The 19799-nt window shown below is 72.4% G+C and carries 18 protein-coding genes and 2 pseudogenes; 9 read left to right on the top strand and 11 right to left on the bottom strand.

Annotation, left to right across the window (positions count from 1 at the left end):
* Positions 1–59: 59 nt before the first annotated feature.
* From nhaA to IE294_RS36410, 7 genes are all read right to left on the bottom strand, one after another.
* Entirely contained in the window at positions 60–1955 is a 1896-nt protein-coding gene (gene nhaA, locus IE294_RS36440) for a Na+/H+ antiporter NhaA (protein ID WP_189893353.1), read from the bottom strand.
* Positions 1956–2076: 121 nt separating this feature from the next.
* Entirely contained in the window at positions 2077–2346 is a 270-nt protein-coding gene (locus tag IE294_RS36435) for a DUF2630 family protein (protein ID WP_189893352.1), read from the bottom strand.
* Positions 2347–2463: 117 nt separating this feature from the next.
* The gene (locus IE294_RS36430; RefSeq protein ID WP_229917670.1) at positions 2464–2832 is read right to left on the bottom strand and encodes a hypothetical protein; all 369 of its coding nucleotides are present in this window, start codon (positions 2830–2832) and stop codon (positions 2464–2466) included.
* Between the two features lie 286 nt (positions 2833–3118).
* Positions 3119–3700 carry a rhodanese-like domain-containing protein gene (locus tag IE294_RS36425; protein ID WP_189893349.1) on the bottom strand — a complete coding sequence of 194 codons (582 nt, stop codon included), beginning with the start codon at positions 3698–3700 and terminating at the stop codon, positions 3119–3121.
* A 220-nt stretch (positions 3701–3920) separates the two neighbouring features.
* A complete protein-coding gene (locus tag IE294_RS36420; RefSeq protein ID WP_189893347.1) occupies positions 3921–4664 on the bottom strand; it encodes a sulfite exporter TauE/SafE family protein in 744 nt (247 codons plus the stop codon).
* The gene (locus IE294_RS36415) at positions 4661–4900 is read right to left on the bottom strand and encodes a rhodanese-like domain-containing protein (protein ID WP_189893366.1); all 240 of its coding nucleotides are present in this window, start codon (positions 4898–4900) and stop codon (positions 4661–4663) included. The genes IE294_RS36420 and IE294_RS36415 overlap by 4 nt, the downstream gene beginning before the upstream one ends.
* A gap of 48 nt (positions 4901–4948) precedes the next feature.
* Positions 4949–6307, bottom strand: a complete 1359-nt coding sequence (locus IE294_RS36410) for a rhodanese-like domain-containing protein (RefSeq protein WP_189893345.1) — start codon at positions 6305–6307, stop codon at positions 4949–4951.
* Positions 6308–6425: 118 nt separating this feature from the next.
* Between IE294_RS36410 and IE294_RS36405 the strand changes: the two genes are divergently transcribed.
* Both IE294_RS36405 and IE294_RS49875 read left to right on the top strand, forming a co-directional pair.
* Positions 6426–6707 carry a metal-sensitive transcriptional regulator gene (locus IE294_RS36405; RefSeq protein ID WP_189893365.1) on the top strand — a complete coding sequence of 94 codons (282 nt, stop codon included), beginning with the start codon at positions 6426–6428 and terminating at the stop codon, positions 6705–6707.
* A gap of 296 nt (positions 6708–7003) precedes the next feature.
* Positions 7004–7160: pseudogene (locus IE294_RS49875) on the top strand (succinyl-CoA--3-ketoacid-CoA transferase); the annotation flags it as partial.
* A gap of 97 nt (positions 7161–7257) precedes the next feature.
* On the opposite strand, the gene IE294_RS36400 reads toward IE294_RS49875, so the two are convergent.
* Entirely contained in the window at positions 7258–9177 is a 1920-nt protein-coding gene (locus tag IE294_RS36400; protein ID WP_189893343.1) for an ABC transporter ATP-binding protein, read from the bottom strand.
* A gap of 277 nt (positions 9178–9454) precedes the next feature.
* Between IE294_RS36400 and IE294_RS36395 the strand changes: the two genes are divergently transcribed.
* The 4 genes from IE294_RS36395 to IE294_RS36380 all read left to right on the top strand — a co-directional run bounded on the left by IE294_RS36395 (position 9455) and on the right by IE294_RS36380 (position 11841).
* Entirely contained in the window at positions 9455–9673 is a 219-nt protein-coding gene (locus tag IE294_RS36395) for a hypothetical protein (protein WP_189893341.1), read from the top strand.
* Positions 9666–10898 (top strand): helix-turn-helix domain-containing protein, encoded by a 1233-nt coding sequence (locus IE294_RS36390; protein ID WP_229917666.1) that lies wholly within the window; start codon positions 9666–9668, stop codon positions 10896–10898. The genes IE294_RS36395 and IE294_RS36390 overlap by 8 nt, the downstream gene beginning before the upstream one ends.
* 296 nt (positions 10899–11194) lie before the next feature.
* Positions 11195–11479: a hypothetical protein gene (locus tag IE294_RS36385; protein WP_189817562.1), complete on the top strand. Its 285-nt coding sequence runs from the start codon at positions 11195–11197 to the stop codon at positions 11477–11479.
* Positions 11480–11595: 116 nt separating this feature from the next.
* Positions 11596–11841 (top strand): hypothetical protein, encoded by a 246-nt coding sequence (locus IE294_RS36380; protein ID WP_189893339.1) that lies wholly within the window; start codon positions 11596–11598, stop codon positions 11839–11841.
* Positions 11842–11875: 34 nt separating this feature from the next.
* Here IE294_RS36380 and IE294_RS36375 read toward each other — a convergent pair.
* A pseudogene (locus tag IE294_RS36375) lies at positions 11876–12832 on the bottom strand (SDR family NAD(P)-dependent oxidoreductase); the annotation flags it as partial.
* On the opposite strand from IE294_RS36375, the gene IE294_RS36370 reads away from it, so the two are divergent.
* Positions 12767–13432, top strand: coding sequence for a helix-turn-helix transcriptional regulator (locus IE294_RS36370; protein ID WP_229917664.1), 666 nt, complete (start codon positions 12767–12769; stop codon positions 13430–13432). The pseudogene IE294_RS36375 and the gene IE294_RS36370 sit on opposite strands and share 66 nt — an antisense overlap.
* Before the next feature lie 297 nt (positions 13433–13729).
* Positions 13730–16225: a choice-of-anchor J domain-containing protein gene (locus IE294_RS36365; RefSeq protein ID WP_189893337.1), complete on the top strand. Its 2496-nt coding sequence runs from the start codon at positions 13730–13732 to the stop codon at positions 16223–16225.
* A 92-nt stretch (positions 16226–16317) separates the two neighbouring features.
* On the opposite strand, the gene IE294_RS36360 is transcribed toward IE294_RS36365, so the two are convergent.
* Positions 16318–17364 (bottom strand): helix-turn-helix transcriptional regulator, encoded by a 1047-nt coding sequence (locus IE294_RS36360; RefSeq protein ID WP_189893335.1) that lies wholly within the window; start codon positions 17362–17364, stop codon positions 16318–16320.
* A gap of 145 nt (positions 17365–17509) precedes the next feature.
* Here IE294_RS36360 and IE294_RS36355 point away from each other — a divergent pair, with 145 nt between their 5' ends.
* Positions 17510–18154 (top strand): CatB-related O-acetyltransferase, encoded by a 645-nt coding sequence (locus IE294_RS36355; protein WP_189893333.1) that lies wholly within the window; start codon positions 17510–17512, stop codon positions 18152–18154.
* Between the two features lie 2 nt (positions 18155–18156).
* On the opposite strand, the gene IE294_RS36350 is transcribed toward IE294_RS36355, so the two are convergent.
* Positions 18157–19728 (bottom strand): glycoside hydrolase family 30 protein, encoded by a 1572-nt coding sequence (locus IE294_RS36350; RefSeq protein ID WP_229917663.1) that lies wholly within the window; start codon positions 19726–19728, stop codon positions 18157–18159.
* Between the last annotated feature and the right edge of the window lie 71 nt (positions 19729–19799).

Here is a 19799-nt window from a genome sequence, read left to right as displayed (position 1 = left end):
GACTCGAACATGTCAGACAGTTCTCTCAACACCACCACCCCGCGATGCATTCCCGCCCCTCACCGCCCCCCGCGGGCCCCGATCGCCGCCCGCTCCCGGGCCGCCCGCACCGCCGCCGACAGGCTGCCGATGTCGTACGCCCCGTGGTGCCGGCGCCCGTTCACGAAGAAGGTCGGCGTGCCCGCCACCTGGCTGAGGTCCGCCGACTCCACGTCCTCGGCGATCCGCGCCGCGCCCCGGTGGGACCGCAGGTCCCGGTCGAAGCGCTCGGCGTCCAGCCCGAGGGCGTCGGCGTACGTGCGCAGATGGCCGAGGCGCAGCTCGCCCTGGTGGCTGAGCAGCAGGTCGTGCATCTCCCAGTAGCGGTCCTGCGCCGCTGCGGCCTCCGCCGCCTCGGCCGCCAGCTGGGCGTGCACGTGCACGTCCGTCAGGGGCAGGTGCCGCCACACGTACCGCACGTCGCCGAAGTCGCCGAGCAGCTCACGGACGACCGGTTCGGCCTGTCCGCAGTACGGGCACTCGTAGTCGCCGTACTCCACGACGGTCACCGGCGCGTGCCGCGGCCCCCGCACGTGGTCGCGGTCGGGGTCGACCGGCACCGCCAGGTCGACGAGCGTCTCCGCGTCGCCGAGCAGCGCCCGCTGCCGCAGCCGGCGCGGCAGCACCGCGAGGACCGCGGTGAGGAGCCGGCTGATCAGGAAGGAGCCGACCAGCGCGCTGAGGATGCCGATCTTGGCGTCCGCCAGCTGTGTCCCCCGGAACGCGAGGGTCGCGATGAGCAGCGAGACGGTGAAGCCCGTCCCGGCCAGGGCGCCCCCCGCCGCGACGGCTCCCCAGCCGACCGGCGGCCGGACCCGCCCCCGGCTGACCCCGTACGCCAGCGCGGACGCCCCGAGGATGCCCAGCGGCTTGCCGACGACGAACGCGAGCAGGATGCCGAGCGTCACCGGCGAGGTGAACGCCCGCGCCAGTTGGTCGGCATCGAGCGGGATACCGGTGTTGGCCAGGGCGAACAGCGGGACGACGAGATAGCTGGTCCACGGGTGGTACAGGCCCTGTAGCCGGTCGTTGGGCGAGATCGCGGACGCGAGGCCGGCCTGCGCCGAGCGTGCCAGCTCGGGCGTCGGCTGCTCGCGGAACATCCGGAACAGGCCCGTGGCGTGTTCCAGGTCGGCGCGTGCCGCCGGGTACGCGTAGGTGATCAGGCCCATGGCGAGGCCGATGACCACGGGATCGACGCCCGACTCCAGCAGCGCGACCCAGGCGACGAGCGCCAGCAGCGCGTAGACCAGGCCCCGGCGTACGCTGAGCGCGCGGAAGAGCAGGACGACGCCGAACACCGCGACCGCGACCAGCAGCGCCGGTACGTCGACGTGCTCGCTGTAGGCGACGGCGATGACGCCCAGGGCGACGAAGTCGTCGACCACCGTGATCGTCAGGAGGAAGATCCGCAATCCGCTCGGCAACCGGTGCCCGACGACGGCGAGCATGCCCAGGGCGAAGGCGGTGTCGGTGGACATCGCCGCCCCCCAGCCGTGCGCGGAGGAGTGCCCCGCGTTGACCGCGAGGAAGAGGGCGACCGGTACGACCATGCCGCTGATCCCGGCGGCGAGCGGCAGGGCCACGCGCCGGCGGTCGCGCAGCTCGCCCATGTCGAACTCGCGGCGCGCCTCCAGTCCGACGACGAAGAAGAACAGCGCCATCAGTCCGCTGTTGATCCACTCCCGCAGCGAGAGGGACAGTCCGTGGGTGCCGATCCCGACGGACAGGTGCGTCTCCCAGAACGACGCGTAGCCCGTGGGGGCCGCGTTGGCCCACAGCAACGCGACGAGCGCCGCCGTCACCAGGACGGCGGCGCTACCGGTCTCGGTCCGCAGGAAGTGGCGCAGCGGTGAGCGGGAGCCGGCACAGGCGGTCTGGCCCGAGAGGTCGTCGGGTGCGAACGCCATGCTCATCCGTGCTCATCTCCACCTCGCGCCGGGTTCCGTGCCGTACCGGCACTGCCGGGGCAACAGCGGCAGGTGGGGCGTTCATTCCAGGAGTGGAGACATGGGGCGGACGAGCACATGCCGCTCGTCAGGACAGGTACCGCTCCACCTGCGACGCCGGGCGCACCTCGGCCCCTTCGGGGTCCTGGCCTGCGGCGGCGCGGGCGCGGCGCTGGCGCAGGAGGTCCCAGCACTGGTCGAGCTCGGTCTCCAGCCGCGCCAGGCGTTCCTGCTCGGTCGGCTGGTCGATGTCGTGGTCCGCCAGACGGTCCCGCAGGTCCTTCTCCTGGCTGATCATTTCCGTGATGCGTCCGAGGATCTGCTTCTCGGCCTCGGCGGCGCCGGGTCCCGTCGTCATGTCTCTCTCCCCAAGCCGTGATTCGACGTCAATCAGTCGATTCATGTATTGAACAGCAGGTTCCAGCCATCCGCCACGGCGGGGTGAGTGATGATCGTTCCTTGTCGGGGAACGGTCTCAGGACGTGAGAACGACCCGGCCGCCGGCCCGGCCGCCGCTGTCGCTCGTGACGCAGTCCTGGTAGGGGTTCGGGTCGCCCTGGTGCTCCTGGCACGTCCAGGTGGTCGCCCCGACAAGGATCGTGGCGGGCGCGCCCGCCTTGCTGGACGCGGCCTTGGTGTAGGCGCTCGCGACCTCCAGGGCGGCGGCGCAGGACGCGGCCGGCTCGGCCCAGACCGCCAGCCCGGTGGCCTTGTCCACGCCGCAGTAGGTGAGCGACGACCGGGCGGCGGCGTCCGTACCGGCGAACGAGGGGGCCGGGGCCCCGAGGGACAGCGCGGCGGCGCCCAGCAGGCCCACGGCCGTCCCCGTCATGATCGAGCGCATCACAGGTGTCTCCCTCGCGGTGACGAACGAGGCCGGGGCATATCAGGTCCCTTGTGGGACATGCCGGTTTCCGGCCTCCTCTCCGTACGATCATCCACGGGGGCGGGGCGATCGGCACGCCGCCGTCCGCCGGAAGGTGCCGGGCCACCGGCGCGTGCCGGGCGGGGAACGAGGGGCGCGGGGGCGGCACGGCCGGTGAGAAGCCGGTACGGGGCGTCGTCGACCGGAGCGCGCCGGGTGCGCCCGTGCGGGTGGCCGAGCAGGGTGGGCGTGGCCCGACGGCTCATCACCCGGCGGTGCCGCGCAGCCGGGCGAGTGTGGCGTCCAGGTCGGCCCGGCGGGGGCGGTTGTGGGGCAGCTTGGCGAGCATGGCCGCCATTCCGCAGGCGTTGGTGAGAGCGGAGAGGACCAGGCCGCCCGCGATGCCGGCACTCAGCAGGTGGAAGGCCGGGTGGACCGCCAGGCCCAGCAGGAGGCCGAGCAGCACGACCGTACCGGCGGTGAACCGGACCTGGCGTTCCATGCTCCAGGTGGCCTTCGTGGTGGCCTCGGGCCGCTGGATGTCGTAGCCCCCGGCAGTCCAGGCGGCGGTTCCTCCGGCGAGGGTGGCGCCGGCGATGCCGTTCCCGGCGAGGACGCGGCAGGCGTTCTCCGAGCGGGCGCCGGAGGCGCAGACGACGAGGATGTCGCCCCGCTCGGCGGCGGTGCGGATGTCGGGCAGGGCCCGGTCGAGCTGGTCCAGCGGGATGTTAAGGGCACCGGGCACGTGGCCACCGGCGTACTCGCCGGGGGTGCGGACGTCGATGACGGTCAGCTCGTGCAGACGGGCGTGGGCCTGGCGGGGGTCGACGATGGTGGGTGCGGTCATGACGGATGCCTCTCTTCGTGTGGGGTGGGGGTGCCTGTGGTGGTAGGGCGGGGGCGTCGGTGTGGTCGTGGTGCGGGGGCGTCCGTGCGGTCGTGGTGCGGGGGCGTCCAGGGGCTCCCCGGCTCTCCCGGCTCGGCGGCACTCACCGGCTCACTCGGCGGCTCACCCGGCGGCTCACCCGGCGGCTCACTCGGCGGCTCACTCGGCGGCTCTGACTCGCTCATACGAGGACGTCGACGAGCATGAACGCGGCCAGCGCCAGCAGGACGCAGGCGAAGACCTTCTGGAGCGTTGCGCCCTCGGTCTTCCTCGCCAGGCGTTTGCCGTCCCAGGCGCCCAGGATCGCCGCCCCGGTGAAGGGCGCCGTCACCGCCCAGTCCAGGTGTGTCCCGGCGCCGCCGCGAGCGACGAGCGCGGCCAGTGAGTTGATCGTGATGACCAGCAGGCTGGTGCCCACGGCGGTGCGCATGGCCAGGCCGAGGACGCCGACCAGGGCCGGTACGGCGAGGAAGCCGCCACCCACGCCCAGGAAGCCGGTCACCGCGCCCAGCCCGGCTCCGGCGGCGCCGGCCTTCCCGGGGTGGACGTGGCCGGACGGCTCCGTCCGCGCGGGGCGCAGCATGCGCAGGGCCGCCGTCCCGGCTATGACGGCGAAGGCCGCGGTGAGCACGGGCTGCGGCAGGCGCCCGGCGGCGGCCCCGGCGAGCGTCGCGGGCACGACGCCCGCGGCGGCGAACAGCAGCCCGGTGCGCCAGGCCACGTTGCCGTCCCTGGCGTGCCCGGTCAGGGCCGTGACCGAGGTGAGGGTGACGATGACCAGGCTCGCCGTGGTCGCCTGCGCCGGGGTGAAGCCGAGGAGGTAGATCAGGGCGGGTACGGCCAGGACACTGCCGCCACCGCCGAGGCCGCCGAGGGCGAGGCCCACGACGGCACCCGCGAGGAGCGCGAGAACCAGGCCGGTCATATGGTCTGACCGCTGTTCTCGCACACGTCGGCCACCGGGTGGGGGGCCGTGGCCGGCAGCTCCGTCCCCGCGATCGGCCGGGACAGCGGGGCGCGGACGGCGCCGGGCGCATGTCCGGCGGACCACTCGTGGTCCTCGCGCGCGTCCAGCAGGACGGCGCGGGCGTCCTCGCCCCCGGTACGTCGCACGGCTTCGCCGACGGTGACACGGACGCGGCCTCCACCGCGCCGGGACATTGACATCACTCAACCTCTCAAGGACCGGAAGAACGAGGGGTGGCGGGGTCAGCCGGTGACCACGGTCAGTCCGGCCCCGGCGGCGGCGTCGAAGCCGTCGTCCACGGCCACCACGTCACGGCCCGCGGCATCGAGCAGCGAGGCGGCGATCGCGGCGCGCATGCCGCCGGCGCAGTGCACCCACACGGTGCCCGCCGGCACCTCACCGATCCGCTGGTGCAGTTGGTGCACCGGGATGTGGACGGAACCCTCGATGTGTCCGGTGGCCCGTTCGGAGGCCCGTCGGACGTCGAGGACGACGACGCCGTCCGTGCCCCGCTCGGCCAGACCGGCGAACGTGGACCGCGGGAAGGAGGCCGGCCGGCCGCCCTCCGGCACCCACCGGTCCGGCGTGCCGGTGGCGGCGGCCTCGGGCCGGTCGATGCCGACCCGGACCAGCTCACGCTGTGCGGCGGCCAGCTGCTCCGGGGTCTCGGCCAGCAGGGTGACCGGCTTGCCCCACGGGATCATCCAGGCCAGGTACGTGGCGATCCTGCCGTCCGCCTCGAAGTTGAAGGAGCCGGCGACATGGCCGGCCGCGAACGCGATGCGGCTACGCAGATCGACCACCCACTCGCCGGCGGCGAGCCGGGCGGCGATCTCCTCGGCGTCGGCGACGGCCGGCGGGGTCAGGTCCACCGGTGCGGGCCCGGCGGCGTTGGCCGGTCCCATGTGTGTGTAGTAGGCGGGGACGTCGTCGAGTCCGGCCAGCAGGCGGGTGACGAAGGAGTCCACGTCCGTGGTGAGTGCCGCGTTCACGGCCTTCTCCTTGCCGATCGTCGTGGCGTCGCCCGCGGCCTGCGCCGAGGAGCAGAAGCTGCCGAAGCCGTGCGTGGGCAGTACGGGCGTCTCGTCCGGCAGTTCGGCCGCCAGGCGGTGCGCCGAGGCGTGCTGGGCGCGCGCCAGTCGCTCGGTGAGCCGGGGTTCGACCAGGTCCGGCCGGCCCACGGTGCCGATCAGCAGGGAACCGCCGGTGAACGCGGCGACCGGCCGGCCGTTGTCCTCCAGCACGTAGGAGGTGTGGTGCGGGGTGTGGCCCGGGGTGGCGACCGCCCGCAGCGCGAGCCCGGCGTCGACCTCGGCCACGTCGCCGTCGGCCACCGGCAGACGGGCGTACGACACGCGCGCTCCGGCCGGTACCAGGTAGGCGGCACCCGTCAGCCGGGCCAGCTCCGGTCCGCCGGTGACGTAGTCGTTGTGCAGGTGGGTCTCCACCACGTGCGATATCCGCACCCCGCGCCGGGCGGCCGCGGCCAGGACCCGGTCGATGTCGCGCGGCGGGTCGACCGCCACGGCCGTGTGCCTGCCGCCGGCCAGATAGCTGCGGTTGCCCAGCCCCTCCAGCTCGATGGTGTCGACGAAGAACATCGGGCACTCCCTTCCTCAGAATTACCCCCCGGGGTATATCGAAGACCGTAACACTAGTACCCCCGGGGGTATCCCGGGGGCGTACGATACCCGCAGGGGTATGAGCGAGGAGTGGATCGTGGAACTGGGGATGGCGGCGGACGAGCTGAAGGCCGTGATCAACCGGCTGCGCCGAGCGCAGGGGCAGATCGCCGGCGTGATCAAAATGATCGAGGAGGGCCGGGACTGCGAGGAGGTGGTCACGCAGCTCGCCGCGGCTTCCCGCGCCCTGGACAAGGCGGGCTTCGCCGTCATCGCCACCGGCCTACAGCAGTGCCTCGGCGACTCGGAGCTCGCCCACGCCGGAGAGCGGGAGCAGATGAGGGCCCGGCTGGAGAAGCTCTTCCTGTCCCTCGCCTGAGGCGGGGGGCGGCGCAGGGCCGGCAGAGGCGGCGAAGGCGGGCGCGCACGGATTCCGCACGCCGCTCCCGCCGTACCGGACGGACGCCGGGAAGCCGTGGCCGTCCGTGCCGGTCAGGCCGCCGCCCGCCGGAACCGCCGGCCCCGCATGCGTTGCCGCCGTCGACCGCCGGCCGCGGGTCGCCCCGGCGCGGCCGGCCGTGACGTCACGTCCCCCGATCCGCTCCGCCGCCTCGGTGCCGCGAGCGGACCGCCCGACCGACCGGCAGTCGATCCTTGAGGGCGGCTGGGCCGTGGCCGGCGGTCCGGCGCGAGTGCACGCTGCCGCTCATCGGCAAACGGCACGTCCACCGTGTCGTCACGGATCTCGGCATCCTCGACGTCACCGAGCACGGCCTGGCCCTCACGGAGACCGGACGTGACCATGGAGGACGTCACGGCCCGCACCGGCGCCCCCTGCGCCGGACCGGGTTCACGGCCGCCTGTCGACGGGAGTGCTCCGGTTCGCCGGGGCGTCGGGCGCGGTCGGGGATGTCCGCACATCGAGTCGGTCAGGGGAACCCGGGGCTCGTACGGGCGGGAGACGGCGCTCTGCGGCCCCCGTCCGGCGCCGGGCCGGCCGGTCCGGACAGCCCGCCGGGACCGGCTTCCGGAACCGGGCGTCCGAGGGCCGACCCGGTGCTCTCGCCGAGGAAGCCGCCCGACTGGTGCTGCCACAGCCTGGCGTACGCGCCGTCCGCGGCGAGCAGTTCCTCGTGGGAGCCCTGCTCGACGACGCGTCCGCGGTCGAGGACGACGAGACGGTCCATGCCGGCGACGGTGCTCAGGCGGTGGGCGACCACGAGGGCCGTGCGTCCGTCCATCAACCGCCACAGGGCGTCCTGGACGAGGAGTTCACTCTCCGAGTCCAGTGCGCTGGTCGCCTCGTCGAGCAGCAGCACCGGGGCGTCGCGCAGGATGGCCCTGGCGAGGGCGACGCGCTGGCGCTGGCCGCCCGAGAGTTTGACTCCCCGCTCCCCCACCAGGGTGGCGAAGCCGTCGGGGAGTTGGTCGGCGAACTCCGTGACGTGCGCGGCCACGGCCGCCGCGCGGATCTCCTCGTCGGTGGCGCCGGGGCGGGCGAAGGCGATGTTGTCCCGCAGGCTGCGGTGGAACATGGCGGGTTCCTGCGGGACGTAGGCGATCAGTGAGCGCAGGTCGGCCTGGCGCAGCCGGCTGATGTCCTGACCACCGATCAGGATGCGTCCGCCGTCGACGTCCGACATCCGCAGCAGGAGTCGGGTGAGGGTGGTCTTGCCGCCGCCCGACCTGCCGACCAGGCCGATCCGCGCGCCTGCGGGCACGTCCAGGTCGAGTCCCTGGAAGATCGGCTTCGCACCCGCGTGGGCGAAGGTCACCGCCTCGAAGCGGATGGCCGTGTCCCGCGGTGCGAGCGGTTCGGGTTCCGTCGGGTCGAGCACGGTGGGTGGATCCAGCAGCAGCTCCGTGAACTGCGCGGCCTCGGTCATCGAGCTTTCCAGACGCCGGTAGATCTGGTTGAACTCGAACATGATCTGGGTGGCGTTGGAGTAGTAGGTGAAGCTGACGACGATCTCCTCGACGCCCTGGCCCGAGCCGCCGAAGGCGACGGCCACCAGCAGACCCAGCACGTTGGTCAGCACGGACATGGGGGCGACCAGGGTGTCGACGCGCAGGTTGCCGTAGTCCCACGACCTCAGCGTCAGGCGCCGGGAGTCCGCGACCCGGCTGCGGTGTTCGTCGGCCTCCCGCCGCTCCGCCGCGAACGCCCGGATGGTCTCCATGTTCACGAGGCTGTCGGCGACATGGCCGGAGACCCGGGCGATCGCCGCCTCACGGTCGTTGACGAGCCTCTGCCGACGGCGGATCAGAGGCGTCGCGGCCACCACGGTCAGCGCGATCATCACGAGGAGGCCGACGACGAGCATCGGTTCGTAGCTCCACAGCACCACGGAACCGAACACCAGGGGGACGAGACTGCCCACGATCCGGTACGTCACCGTGTCGACGAAGTCCTCGAAGCGCTTGCCGAAGCTGAGCACCCGTTTGGTCAGGGAACCGGCGAAGTTGTCGTGGAAGAACGCGGCGTCCTTGGCCAGGAGTTCGTCCATGCCGCTCACGTACAGGTGTTCCATGCCGAGGGCGTCCAGGCGGTTCAGGCAGTGCTGCCCGACCCGCCACACGGCCTCGGCGAGCAGCAGCGTCACACCGAAGGCCAGCACGTACGGCAGTGCCGAGCCGAGGGTGAGACCACCGTCACCGGCCGCCTGTCCTGCCAGTTTGGCGATCAGCAGGGGGGCGACGTAGCGGATGCCGATGTTGCCCACGGCCGGCAACAGCAGTGCGGGCAGGGTCAGCAGTCGTAGTCGCAGCAGTTCCCGGCCGTAGTGGCGCAGTGCCAGAACGACCGCGCTCCTGCCCGGTGTCGGCCCTCGCGTATCTGTGGTGCCCATCACACTCCCGGAGGTGGGGAAGCGGGAAGTCTCCCGTCCGCGGAGTTTCTCAGTCCAGGCAATTAACGCGGAATGACGAGAACCGGACATGTCCGCCGCGTCCAGCGCACACGGAGGACGGGTCCGGTGGCGGTGGCTGCCGGCCGATCGGCTCCGCCGGTCCAGACGCCGAGCGTGTCGCCGTTGCGGTTGGTGCGGCCATAGTGCGGACGCAGAACACTAAGTGACGCTATGTTGGGCACGCGCAGGCGTCATCAGCGACGAAAGGTCCACCGCCATGGCTCGCCTCAACCTCACCCACCTGGCCCTCACCGCCGCCCAGAACATCCAGACCGCCGACGAGGTGCGTCGCGACCCGGCCGTCGTCAAGGCGGCGAAGCAGTTCGCGGAAGACAGCGCCCAGGCCTTCCGCTCCGGTGGTGAGCTGGTACGTGAGGCTCGGGCCTCCTGGCGTCGCCACAGCCCGCTGACCAAGGGGACCGGTACCGGTGAATGATTTCAGCGCCGAGGCGATGGGCCTCGTGATCCGCGAGCACCGCCAGGCCCAGGAACCCCCGATGACCCAGGAGGAGTTGGCCAAGCGGGCCGATTACGGGAAGGGCGGCGCGGTCTCGATCTCCCGGATCGAGCGCGGGCTCATCAGCCCCGGGGAGCACCGTCTGGCCGCCATCGCCCTCGCACTCCGGCTGACTCCCGCGCAACTCGCGCAGGAGGCGGAGGACCGGACCAGGTCTCTGGCCGACCGGCGGGGTCAGCGGCCGGTGAAGTTGCGCGACCAAGTCGCGGAGACGAAAAGGCGCCACGCCGAGATCAACGAGAAGGTGGCCCAGCGGTCGAAGATCACCCAAGAACTCGGGGAAGCGTTCAACCAGGTCCATGACACCGCGCGCGACGCGTTCTTCCTGAGGTTCGTGGAGCTGGCCGAGAGCATCAGCGGGGCGCCCGAGCCGGAGAGGCCGAGCGAGGAGGAGATCGAGAGCACGGGTGGAACCCCTGCTGCGATACGGGTCGAGGCCATGTCCGCCGGGATCGCCAACGCGATCCGCGATGCCGCCGGTGGAGCCGCCGTAGGCGCGGTCGGGGCGGCGGCCGGCGGCGCCGCGGCCTACGGCGCGTTCACGGCCGCCGCGTTGTTCGGGACCGCCTCCACCGGAACAGCCATTTCGACGCTGTCCGGGGTTGCCGCGACCAACGCGACCCTGGCCCTCCTCGGTGGCGGCACGCTGGCTGCGGGCGGTGCGGGCATGGCGGGTGGAATCCTCCTGCTCACAGGCATGGTCGCCGCCCCGGCGGCAGCGCTGGCGGCAGCCGGCTTCTACGTCCTGAGGCAGCGCCGGACCAAGAAGGAGGAGGAGCGCCTCCGAACCGAGATCGAGGTGGCGGAGGCGGCTCTGGACCAGTCACAGCAAGGCTTCGGCACGATGACCGACGTACTGCATCGCGCCACGGCCATCATGGAATACGTCAGCGTCCACGGCACCCACGCCCTGGAAAGGTGGAGGGTGAGTCTGCCGCCGGAGCCCCGGGACTGGACATCACTCGGGCTCGAGGGGCAGGAACGGTACAAGGAGTTCCTCACCGTGGCGGGCTGCCTCATCGCCGTGAGCAGCATCAACGTCAGTGCTCTCCTCACGGCGAAGCCCGACGCCCTGCGCGAGATGGACAAGGCCATCGACGAGACACTGCGGTACGCGGACAAGACCATCAAGTCGATCGTCTAGGCGGGCGGGCGGCGGTGCGGGTGCCGAGCCGCACCGGCGGTGCCCGCTGCCCTGACCGCTCCGCGCGGACAGCGGTCACGGTCGGCAGATCGCGGACAGCAGATCACCGTCAGCAGATCGCGGACAGCAGGTCGCGCAAGAGCAGATCGCGGAAACCGGATCGCAGACAGCAGATCTCGGACAGCGGATCCCCGTCAGCAGATCGCGGACAGGAATCTCGGTCGGCCGTATCAGTCTGATACCGCCGACCCGATACTCTGAAAGCGGCGGTGACATTTTCTCCCTCGGAGGCCGGGATGAGCGAGCAGCCGTGGACCATCGAGTCCATCCGTGACGCCCTCGGCAACCCCGCTCTCGCCCAGCGTTTCCTCGGTGAGATCAACCGGGCGCCCGCCCACGAGTTGCTGCGGGTCTTCGCCCGCTGGGAGCGCATCGCCAAGGACACCGTCGCCGCGGTTCGGCGGGGACGTGAGATCGCCGCGGCCGAAGCCCGCGGTGAGGAGCCGGCCGGCGAGTGGGTCGACGCGACGGACCGAGTCCTCGCCGAAGCCGAGCGCATCCGCGCGCGCGGCGCCGCCTGATCCGCCATCCGGTGCCACGCCCGGTCTCCGGCTCGCTACGCTGGGTCGGGCAGAATCACTGTCGCCGTCCAGTGGTTCGTGCGACCACGACTGGTGCTCGAACCCTGAGAGGCCATGTGACCTATCGGCTCAAGTACGACCAGGTGGCGGAAGCCGTCCACGAGGCGATGCCCGCGGCGGCGAGCGAAGAACTCACCCTCGCTCTCGCCGACGCCTGCCACGACCCGATCGGCGCCACCGAGCCGTACGGCGAGGATGACGGTGTCGTCCGCGCACTCGTCACCCGGCAGGCGTTCGCCCTCCTCCTCGTCGGGGAGACACTCAAGACGATCACCGTGCTCCAGCTGACCCACCTCGGCTGAACGCGGCGCGCCGAAGCGCCCCGCAGGGCGCTCGGCGGAGGGCGTCGGCCGCGTACTCCCAGCGCCGGTCCGCCGCCCGCGGGTCGAGGGCGTGGGCGGCCACGCCACCGGGCCGTTCCTCGTCACCGTGGACGACCCGGGCCCTCCTGGTTGTCCTCGAAGTACCGGCCGGTCACACCCGTCAGCAGCGGTGACGCGGCCAACAGCACGGAGGTGGCGGCTGCCTGGGCGGGAGTCCTGTAGTACGGGAGCGGGGTGAGGTTCCCCTCGGCGTCCATCACGCGAACGCGCGCAGGGTGTCGTCCTCGAGATGACGCTGGAGGGCGGTGAGGACGTGGCCCGGGATGAGCGCGTTGGCCGTGATCCCGTCGTCCGCCCAGCGGCGGGCGGCCACGGTGAACAGGACCTCGGCGGACTTGGACTGCCCGTAGGCCGTCCAGGGGTCGTACGGGCGCCGCGCGAAGTGGGGGCGTCGAAGTCGAAGGGCGCGTCGCGGTGTGCGCCGGAACCGACGACCACGATGCGGGCCGAGCCGGCTTCGCGCAGGCGGGCGTGGAGTGCGCCGGCCAGGACGAAGTGCCCGAGGAAGTTGGTGGCGAGTTGCGTCTCCCAGCCGCGGGCGGTGACGGTCCGCGTGGGCAGGGCCATGATCCCGGCGTTGGCGACGAGCATGTCGAGCCGCCCTCGCCATGTCCGCGCGAAGGTGTCGACCGAGGCCGGATCCGACAGGTCGAGTTGCCTCGGCGCGCACCGGGCCGGCACCGGGAACGGCGGAGAGTTCGCGGATGAGCGGCTCCGCGGCCACCGGCCGACGCGTGGCGATCGTGACCTCCGCACCGGCGGTGGCCAAGGCGCGGACGGTCTCGGTGCCGATACCGGAGGCGCCACCGGTGACCACGGCGCGGCGGCCGGTGAGGTCCACGCCGTGGAGCACCTCGGCGGCGGTGGCGGACGCGTCGAAGGGGGTGGTCAGAAGGGGCTCGGCGTTCACGGGGTTGCCTTGCTTCTCGTCGGCGGTCGCTTCTCCTTCGGCGCCCGGGCGCAGGAGTTGCTGCTCGGCACTCTGCCGCCGGTCGTCCACGTGCCTGCCGGGACCAGCCAGGCGGAGGCCGTGGAGTGGGCGCTCGCCGCGATCGACCGGGAGTTGCTGCACAGACCGCCCGCCTCGACGCTGGTGGCGGAACACCTCGCCGTCGTCATGCTGATCCATGTGCTGCGTTTCCACCTCGCCCGTGCGCCCCGGGCGGTGTCCGGGTGGCCGGCCGGTCTCGCCGACCCCGCGGTGGCCGCGGTCCTGCGCGCCCTGCACGAGGCCCCGGCGCGTTCCTGGACGGTGGCCGATCTGGCGCGCGCCGGTGCGGTCTGCCGGTCGACCCTCGCCGCACGCTTCAAGGACACGGTCGGTCAGGGACCGCTGGGGTACCTGATGCGATGGCGCATCGAGCTCGCGTCCCCGCGGCTACGGGACGGCACCGAGACGCTGGCCGCCATCGCCCGGTCCGTGGGCTACGGATCCGAGAGCGCGTTGAGCGTCGCCTTCAAACGGGTCATGGGAGTGTCGCCCCGTGACTACCGCGAACGGAGAGGCTGACCGAAATTCCCACCCGTTCCCGGAATTCGGCTCCGGCGTCATCCTCAACTCCTGAACGGCGGCCGGACAAGCGCCGGGGCGAGGGAATTCCGTGCTTCTGCGCAAGTGAGAACCGGGCTGTGAGCTGGGATCATCTGCCGTTAACACAACGTGTATTGACAGGCCGTTATGTGGTTCCCGTTAATTGGCCGGAAGTCGGCCCTCGACCGAGGGCCTGTTCACGATAGGTACGAAGTGACGTCATCCTCGCTTCGCAGAGAGCGAATAACCGTCTCTCGGGCCGTCCGGCACGGCCTTGTGGCCGCCGGGCTCTCCGCCCTCGTCCTCCTGGGCGTCACCCCGCCCGCGTCCGCAGCCGACCAGGCCGGCGGCACCGACCTGACCCCCGTGTGCGGCACACCCGCCAAGGGGCACGCGTCCTGCTATGCCATGCGCTCCGACGAGCCCCCGCTGCGCCGGCTGGCCGCGGCGCAGACCCCGCCGGGGCTCGGCCCCCAGGACCTCCGAAGCGCCTACAGCCTCCCGGCCGACGGCGGCGCCGGACAGACCATCGCCATCGTCGACGCCTACGACAACCCCAACGCCGAGGCGGATCTGGCGGTCTACCGCGCCCAGTACGGGCTGCCCCCGTGCACCACCGCCAACGGCTGCTTCCGGAAGGTCGACCAGCGCGGCGGCACCGACTACCCCACGTCGAACGACACATGGGCCGGTGAGATCGCCCTCGACCTCGACATGGTCTCCGCCGTCGCCCCCCAGGCGCACATCCTGCTCGTGGAGACGGACAACGACGGCCTGGACCGGCTCGCGGCCGGTGTCGACAAGGCCGTCGAGCTCGGCGCGAAGTACGTCTCCAACTCCTACGGCCGCACGGGTGACTTCGCCTCGGACCAGGAGACGTACGGGTCCTCCTACGACCATCCCGGCGTCGCCATCGTCGCGGCGAGCGGGGACAACGGCTACGGCGTCTCGTTCCCGGCCACCCTGTCCACCGTGACGGCGGTCGGCGGCACGAACCTGACCGCCGACCCGGACAGCCCGCGCGGCTGGGACGAGACCGTGTGGAAGCGGGGCTCCTACGGCCCCGGCTCGGGCTGCGCGTCGTACCAGGCCAAGCCGGAGTTCCAACAGGACACCGGCTGCTCGGGGCGCAGCGTCGCCGATGTGTCCGCGGTCGCTGACAACGTTGCCGTCTACTCGACGTTCGGTTCGCTGGGCACCGGCTGGCAGCGCTACGGCGGCACCAGCGCGTCCACTCCGGTGATCGCGGCCACCTACGCGCTGGCCGGCCCGCCCCGCCCGGGCACGTATCCCAACGCCTACCCGTACGCGTCGGACGGCCCGGGGCTGAACGACATCACCTCCGGGTCCAACGGCACCTGCGCCACCGCCTACCTGTGCACCGCGGGCACCGGCTACGACGGACCCACGGGCCTCGGCACCCCTTCCGGTCTGGCCGCCTTCCGCAGCGGTCCGAGCGGCACCCTCACCGGCACGGTGACGGACGCGAAGACCGGCGGGCCCGTCGCCGGCGCCACCGTCGGCTCAGGGCTCGACGTGGCCACGACGCGCGCGGACGGCACGTACACGCTGCACCTGCCCGCCGGTGAGGTCGGCGGTCTCACCGTCACGGCGTTCGGCTACGCGGCCCCGGCCCCGGTCACCGTGGGCATCGCGGACGGTACGACCGTGACCCGTGACTTCGGCCTGAAGGCCCTGCCCCGCACCCATGTGCGCGGGACCGTCCGGGACGGCTCCGGGCACGGCTGGCCGCTGTACGCCAGGATCGCCGTCGAGGGTTCCCCCGAGGCGCCTGTCTGGACCGACCCGGTGACCGGTGACTACGACATCTCCCTGCCGGAGCACGCCGGTTACAGCCTCGGCATCACGGCCGCCCTCCCCGGCTACGAGGCGCTCACCCGTGAGGTGAAGCTGGGCGGCAGCCCCGTGACGGTGGACGCGGCACTGACCGCGGACCCCGACGCGGCCACCGCCGTCGGCTACGACCTGGACAGCACCGAGCACGCCGAGGGCTTCGACTCCACCACGGCCGCACCGCGGGGCTGGACGGTGTCGGACGCGGGCAGCGACAACGGCTGGCGGTTCGACGACCCCAACGAGCGCGGCAACTTCACCGGCGGCAGCGGTGCCTTCGCCGTCATCGAGAGCGACAGCGGCCCGTTCGGACCGCACCAGGACACCTCGCTCATCAGTCCCGCCTACGACCTGTCGGACGCGCAGTCGGCCGCCCTCACGTTCAGGACGGGCTACATCACCAACCTCAGCCAGCAGCACATGACCGTGGAGGCCAGCACCGACGACGGCGCCACCTGGCAGAACGTGTGGGCCGGTCCCAAGGCGGGCGGCCAGGCCGACCACGTCACCGTGCGCGTGCCGCTGCGGGAGTACGCCGGGCGGCCGTCCGTGCGGCTGCGCTTCCACTTCGTCGCGAACTGGGCCTACTTCTGGGAGGTCGACGACGTGACCGTGGAGAGCCGGACGCTGAAGCCGGTACCTGGCGGGCTGACCACCGGCACCGTCGAGGACGCCCGCACCGGCCACGGTGTCGTGGGCGCGACGGTCACGGACGCCTCGGTACCGGACGCCGTCGCGAGCACGGTGGCCACGCCCGAGGACCCGGCCGTGGGCGACGGCCTGTACACGCTGTTCACGGGACCCGGGGTGCACACCCTGCGCGCGACGGCGGACGGGTACGCACCACTGACCCGGCGGGCCGTGGTGCACGACGACCGCGTCACGGGGAAGGGTTTCACGCTCGGGGCGCGGCCGTGACCTGCCGCGGCTGACCCGTGCGGTGCCGGTGGCGTGTCCCGTCGGGGTACGCCACCGGTACCGCCCCGGCCGCCCCTGGGACGACGGCACGGTCAGGGCCGCTCCGCCAGCCACCCCCGCTCCGCCGCCAGCAGCGCGATCTGGAAGCGGGTGCGGGCGCCCAGCAGGGCTCCGGCCTCGCTGACGTGCTTCTGCACCGTGCGCCGGCTGACCTTCAGCACGCGGGCGATCGTGTCGTCCTTCATCCCGGTGGCCATCAGATGCAGGATCTCCCGGGTCCGCCGGTCCGGCCGTACCGCCCGCGCGTCGCTTCCCGGCGCCGGGTCCTTGGGCCGGGACGCGGGCGCCGGGGGCGGCGGACCCTCGCGCCGGGTCGCCAGGGACACCGGCTCGGCCCGTTCCCACACGCTCTCGAACAGCGCCACCAGCGCCTCCACCAGGGCGGGCGAGTGCACCACCAGGGAGCCCGCCGCCGGCCGGTCCCCGCGCACCGGCAGCAGCGCTGCCGCCCGGTCGAACACCACGAGCTTCACCGGGAGCCGGGAGGCGAGCCGCAACTGCCCGCCCTCCGCCGTCCCGCGCAGCGCCGTCTCCATCGACACCGCGTCGGTGAAGCCGTCCGTCTCGTACACCGACCGCATCCGCACCCCGTCCGCCACGCCCACGTCCCGGGCGGAGGCGTGCTGTCCGGTCACGTACGGCGGCTTGGCCAAGTGCAGCACCTCGGCCGAAGTCCCCTTCAGCAACTGGCCGTAGCGGGCCGACACCTCCTCCTCGCGCTCCAGCGCCTCCACCAGGTGCGCGGTGCGCGGCGCGGACACCTCTTCGTACGTCTCGTGCAGGCGCTCCACCAGGGCCTCGGCGCGCGCCAGTTCGGCCCGGCGCCGGGCCAGCAGCGCGCCGAGCGACGCGCGCGGGGGGCCCGCCGCCCACCGCGGCGTCACACCGTCGACGCGCAGCGCCAGCGAGGACCGGGCGAGCTGCCGCAGGGCCTCCTCCGCCGCCGGTCCGGGTACGCCCACCGCCGCCGCCACCTGGACGGCGTCCGCCGACGGCACGCTCACCAGGTACTCCAGCACCCGCCCGGCCAGCGGTTCCAGCCCGGTCCCCGGCCAGGGGCTGTCCGGCGTCCCATCCATGTGTTCCGACACTCCCCTGCTCGCGGCGACCCCGAAGGCATGGCGCAGGACCGCCATCACCCTCCAGTAAACCGGTGTACGGGACGACCCGGTACCGCGATCATGGAGCGGTCCTGTCACGTCGACCGCTGGGGGACCGTCCACCATGCCCGTGCCCGCCGACCCGACGGTCCTGCACCCGATGCCCGAGCAGCCGCGGGTGGTGCTGCTCAAGCCGCTGGTGACGTCCCCGCTGATCGAGGTCGGGGAGTTCTCCTACTACGACGATCCGGACGACGCGACGGCGTTCGAGACGCGCAACGTGCTCTACCACTACGGGCCGGAGAAGCTGGTCATCGGCAGGTTCTGCGCGCTGGGCACGGGCGTGCGGTTCCTCATGAACGGCGCCAACCACCGCATGGACGGCCCCTCGACCTTCCCCTTCCCCACCATGGGCGGCTCGTGGGCCGACCACGTCGACCTGCTCACCGGCCTGCCGAACCGCGGGGACACCGTCGTCGGCAACGACGTGTGGTTCGGCCACGGCGCGACGGTCATGCCCGGCGTGCGCATCGGGCACGGCGCGATCATCGGCACCGGGGCCGTGGTCACCGGCGACGTACCCGACTACGGCGTCGTCGGCGGCAACCCGGCCCGCCTCCTCCGCACCCGCTACACCGCCCGGGACGTGGCCCGGCTGCTGGCGGTGGCCTGGTGGGACTGGCCCCTGGAGCACATCACCGAGCAGGTGCGGACCATCATGTCGGGCAGCATCGCCGACCTGGAGGCCGCCGCCCCGGGCGGTCGCTGACGTCAGTGGCCGGGGCCGCTCCGCCAGCGGTAGGTGGCGAAGGAGTCCGCCGGGACCGTCACCACGAACGACCGGCCGGCGACGGTGATCCGGACCTTGCCGTCGGTGTGGGTGCTGTTGCCGAGGACGGCCACGAAGGTGCCGTTCCTCGTGCGGTAGACGACGTTGCCGATGCCGTGCTCGGCGGCGCTGGATTCGAGGCGTACGTCGCCGGGCGAGAGGTACTTGGCGAACTGCCCGATCGGGTACAGCTCGTCGCGGACGGTGAAGTCGCGCGTGGCCGTGTTCACGGTCACCAGCCGGTCCCGCCACTTGGTGGTGGCCGCGACCTGGTCCCAGTCGACGTCGTTGTCCCGGGCCGGTGTCCAGTGCAGTGTCCCGCCGTCCTGGTCGGTGGTCTGGGCCCACAGGATGTAGGAACCGGCGTCGAGGCGGAAGTCGTCGAGGATGGTCGAGGGCGACAGGTCGCTCGTCTCCGTGAGCTGGACCGGCTTGCCCGTCTGTTCGTAGGCGTCGCGCATGACGCGCGGGTCTCCCCAGTAGGGGTGGAAGGCGATGGCGTCGGCCGCCTTGCGGACCTGCTCGCCGGTCACCGAGCCGTCGGGGGCGTCGCCGAAGACGCGGTGGTAGTTCTTGGTGGCCGTGCTGTTGGGGTCGCGCCAGTCCCAGAAGTTGAAGTCATGCACGTACAGCTGGGTGTTCAGCCGGGCGGCCCGGAACTCCCGCTTGATCGCCAGGGCCAGCTTCTGCTGCTGGGCGACGCTGATGTCCATGGCCGGGTAGACGACGTCCATGCCCGGTTCGTTCAGCAGGGTCAGGGCGTCGACCCGGATGCCGTGCCGGGCGTACGCCTGGACGAACTTGACGTAGTACCGGGCGAAGACGTCGATGCAGTCGTCCCGCAACTTGCCGACCTGGTAGTACTCCGTGCTGCTCCCGGGCTTGAGCGCGACCTGCCCGGTGAACCGGTTGTTCGTCTTCATCCACGCCGGTGCGCTCCACGCCGAGGCGAAGAAGGTGGCGTGGGGGTTGTAGCGCTGGATGAGCTTGATCGTGTCGATGATGTGCAGGTCGATGTCCCGCCTGATGGAGAAGTGCTTCAGCCCGAAGTCGTCGGTGACGCCGGCGGGCAGGTCGTCCTCCGACCAGAACGGCAGGTGCTCGATGAGGTCGGGGCTGCCGATCGTCAGCCGGAACCGGTCCAGTCCCGCGCCGTGCACGGGGTCGACGAGCAGCCGGACGGCCTTCTCCCGCTCGGCGGGGGTGAGCTTCCACAGGTTGGACACGCTCGTCTCGTCCAGGGAGAAGCCCACGCCCGCGTACTGCTGCCGGACGGCCTTCGGGTCCGCGACGACGGTGGCGTCGACCGGGCCGCCGGGGTCGGTGTCGGTCCTGACCTCCGGCAGCGGCAGCCAGGCCCGCGCGGCGCCGGTGGAGTAGGTGCCGGTCACGATCCGGCCGTGTCCGGGCGGTCCGCCCGCGGCTCGGTCGGCGTGCGCGGCCGGGCCCGCGCCGACCAGCGCGGACACGGTCATGGTCGCGACGGCCGCTAGTGCGGTGAGATGACGTCTCACGCCTGCTCCCTGGGCTCCGGGGGTGTCGGGGGTCGGCGCCGTACGGTGCCGGCGGCGCTCGACCGCTCCGG

It is taken from the genome of Streptomyces canarius (genome assembly GCF_014650735.1).
Classification (GTDB): domain Bacteria; phylum Actinomycetota; class Actinomycetes; order Streptomycetales; family Streptomycetaceae; genus Streptomyces; species Streptomyces olivaceoviridis.
The sequence above is the reverse complement of the archived record's forward strand: the minus strand, read 5'-3'. Positions and strand labels throughout refer to the sequence as shown.

Excerpts from the sequence above, each read along its gene's own strand:
- IE294_RS36435 (WP_189893352.1), bottom strand. The coding sequence starts at position 2,346 with ATGACGACGGGACCCGGCGCCGCCGAGGCCGAGAAGCAGATCCTCGGA.
- IE294_RS36430 (WP_229917670.1), bottom strand. The coding sequence starts at position 2,832 with ATGCGCTCGATCATGACGGGGACGGCCGTGGGCCTGCTGGGCGCCGCC.
- IE294_RS36420 (WP_189893347.1), bottom strand. The coding sequence starts at position 4,664 with ATGACCGGCCTGGTTCTCGCGCTCCTCGCGGGTGCCGTCGTGGGCCTC.
- IE294_RS36355 (WP_189893333.1), top strand. The coding sequence starts at position 17,510 with ATGCCCGTGCCCGCCGACCCGACGGTCCTGCACCCGATGCCCGAGCAG.
- IE294_RS36385 (WP_189817562.1), top strand. The coding sequence starts at position 11,195 with ATGAGCGAGCAGCCGTGGACCATCGAGTCCATCCGTGACGCCCTCGGC.
- IE294_RS36425 (WP_189893349.1), bottom strand. The coding sequence starts at position 3,700 with ATGACCGCACCCACCATCGTCGACCCCCGCCAGGCCCACGCCCGTCTG.
- IE294_RS36395 (WP_189893341.1), top strand. The coding sequence starts at position 9,455 with ATGGCTCGCCTCAACCTCACCCACCTGGCCCTCACCGCCGCCCAGAAC.
- IE294_RS36400 (WP_189893343.1), bottom strand. The coding sequence starts at position 9,177 with ATGGGCACCACAGATACGCGAGGGCCGACACCGGGCAGGAGCGCGGTC.
- nhaA (WP_189893353.1), bottom strand. The coding sequence starts at position 1,955 with ATGAGCATGGCGTTCGCACCCGACGACCTCTCGGGCCAGACCGCCTGT.
- IE294_RS36360 (WP_189893335.1), bottom strand. The coding sequence starts at position 17,364 with ATGGATGGGACGCCGGACAGCCCCTGGCCGGGGACCGGGCTGGAACCG.
- IE294_RS36410 (WP_189893345.1), bottom strand. The coding sequence starts at position 6,307 with ATGTTCTTCGTCGACACCATCGAGCTGGAGGGGCTGGGCAACCGCAGC.
- IE294_RS36415 (WP_189893366.1), bottom strand. The coding sequence starts at position 4,900 with ATGTCCCGGCGCGGTGGAGGCCGCGTCCGTGTCACCGTCGGCGAAGCC.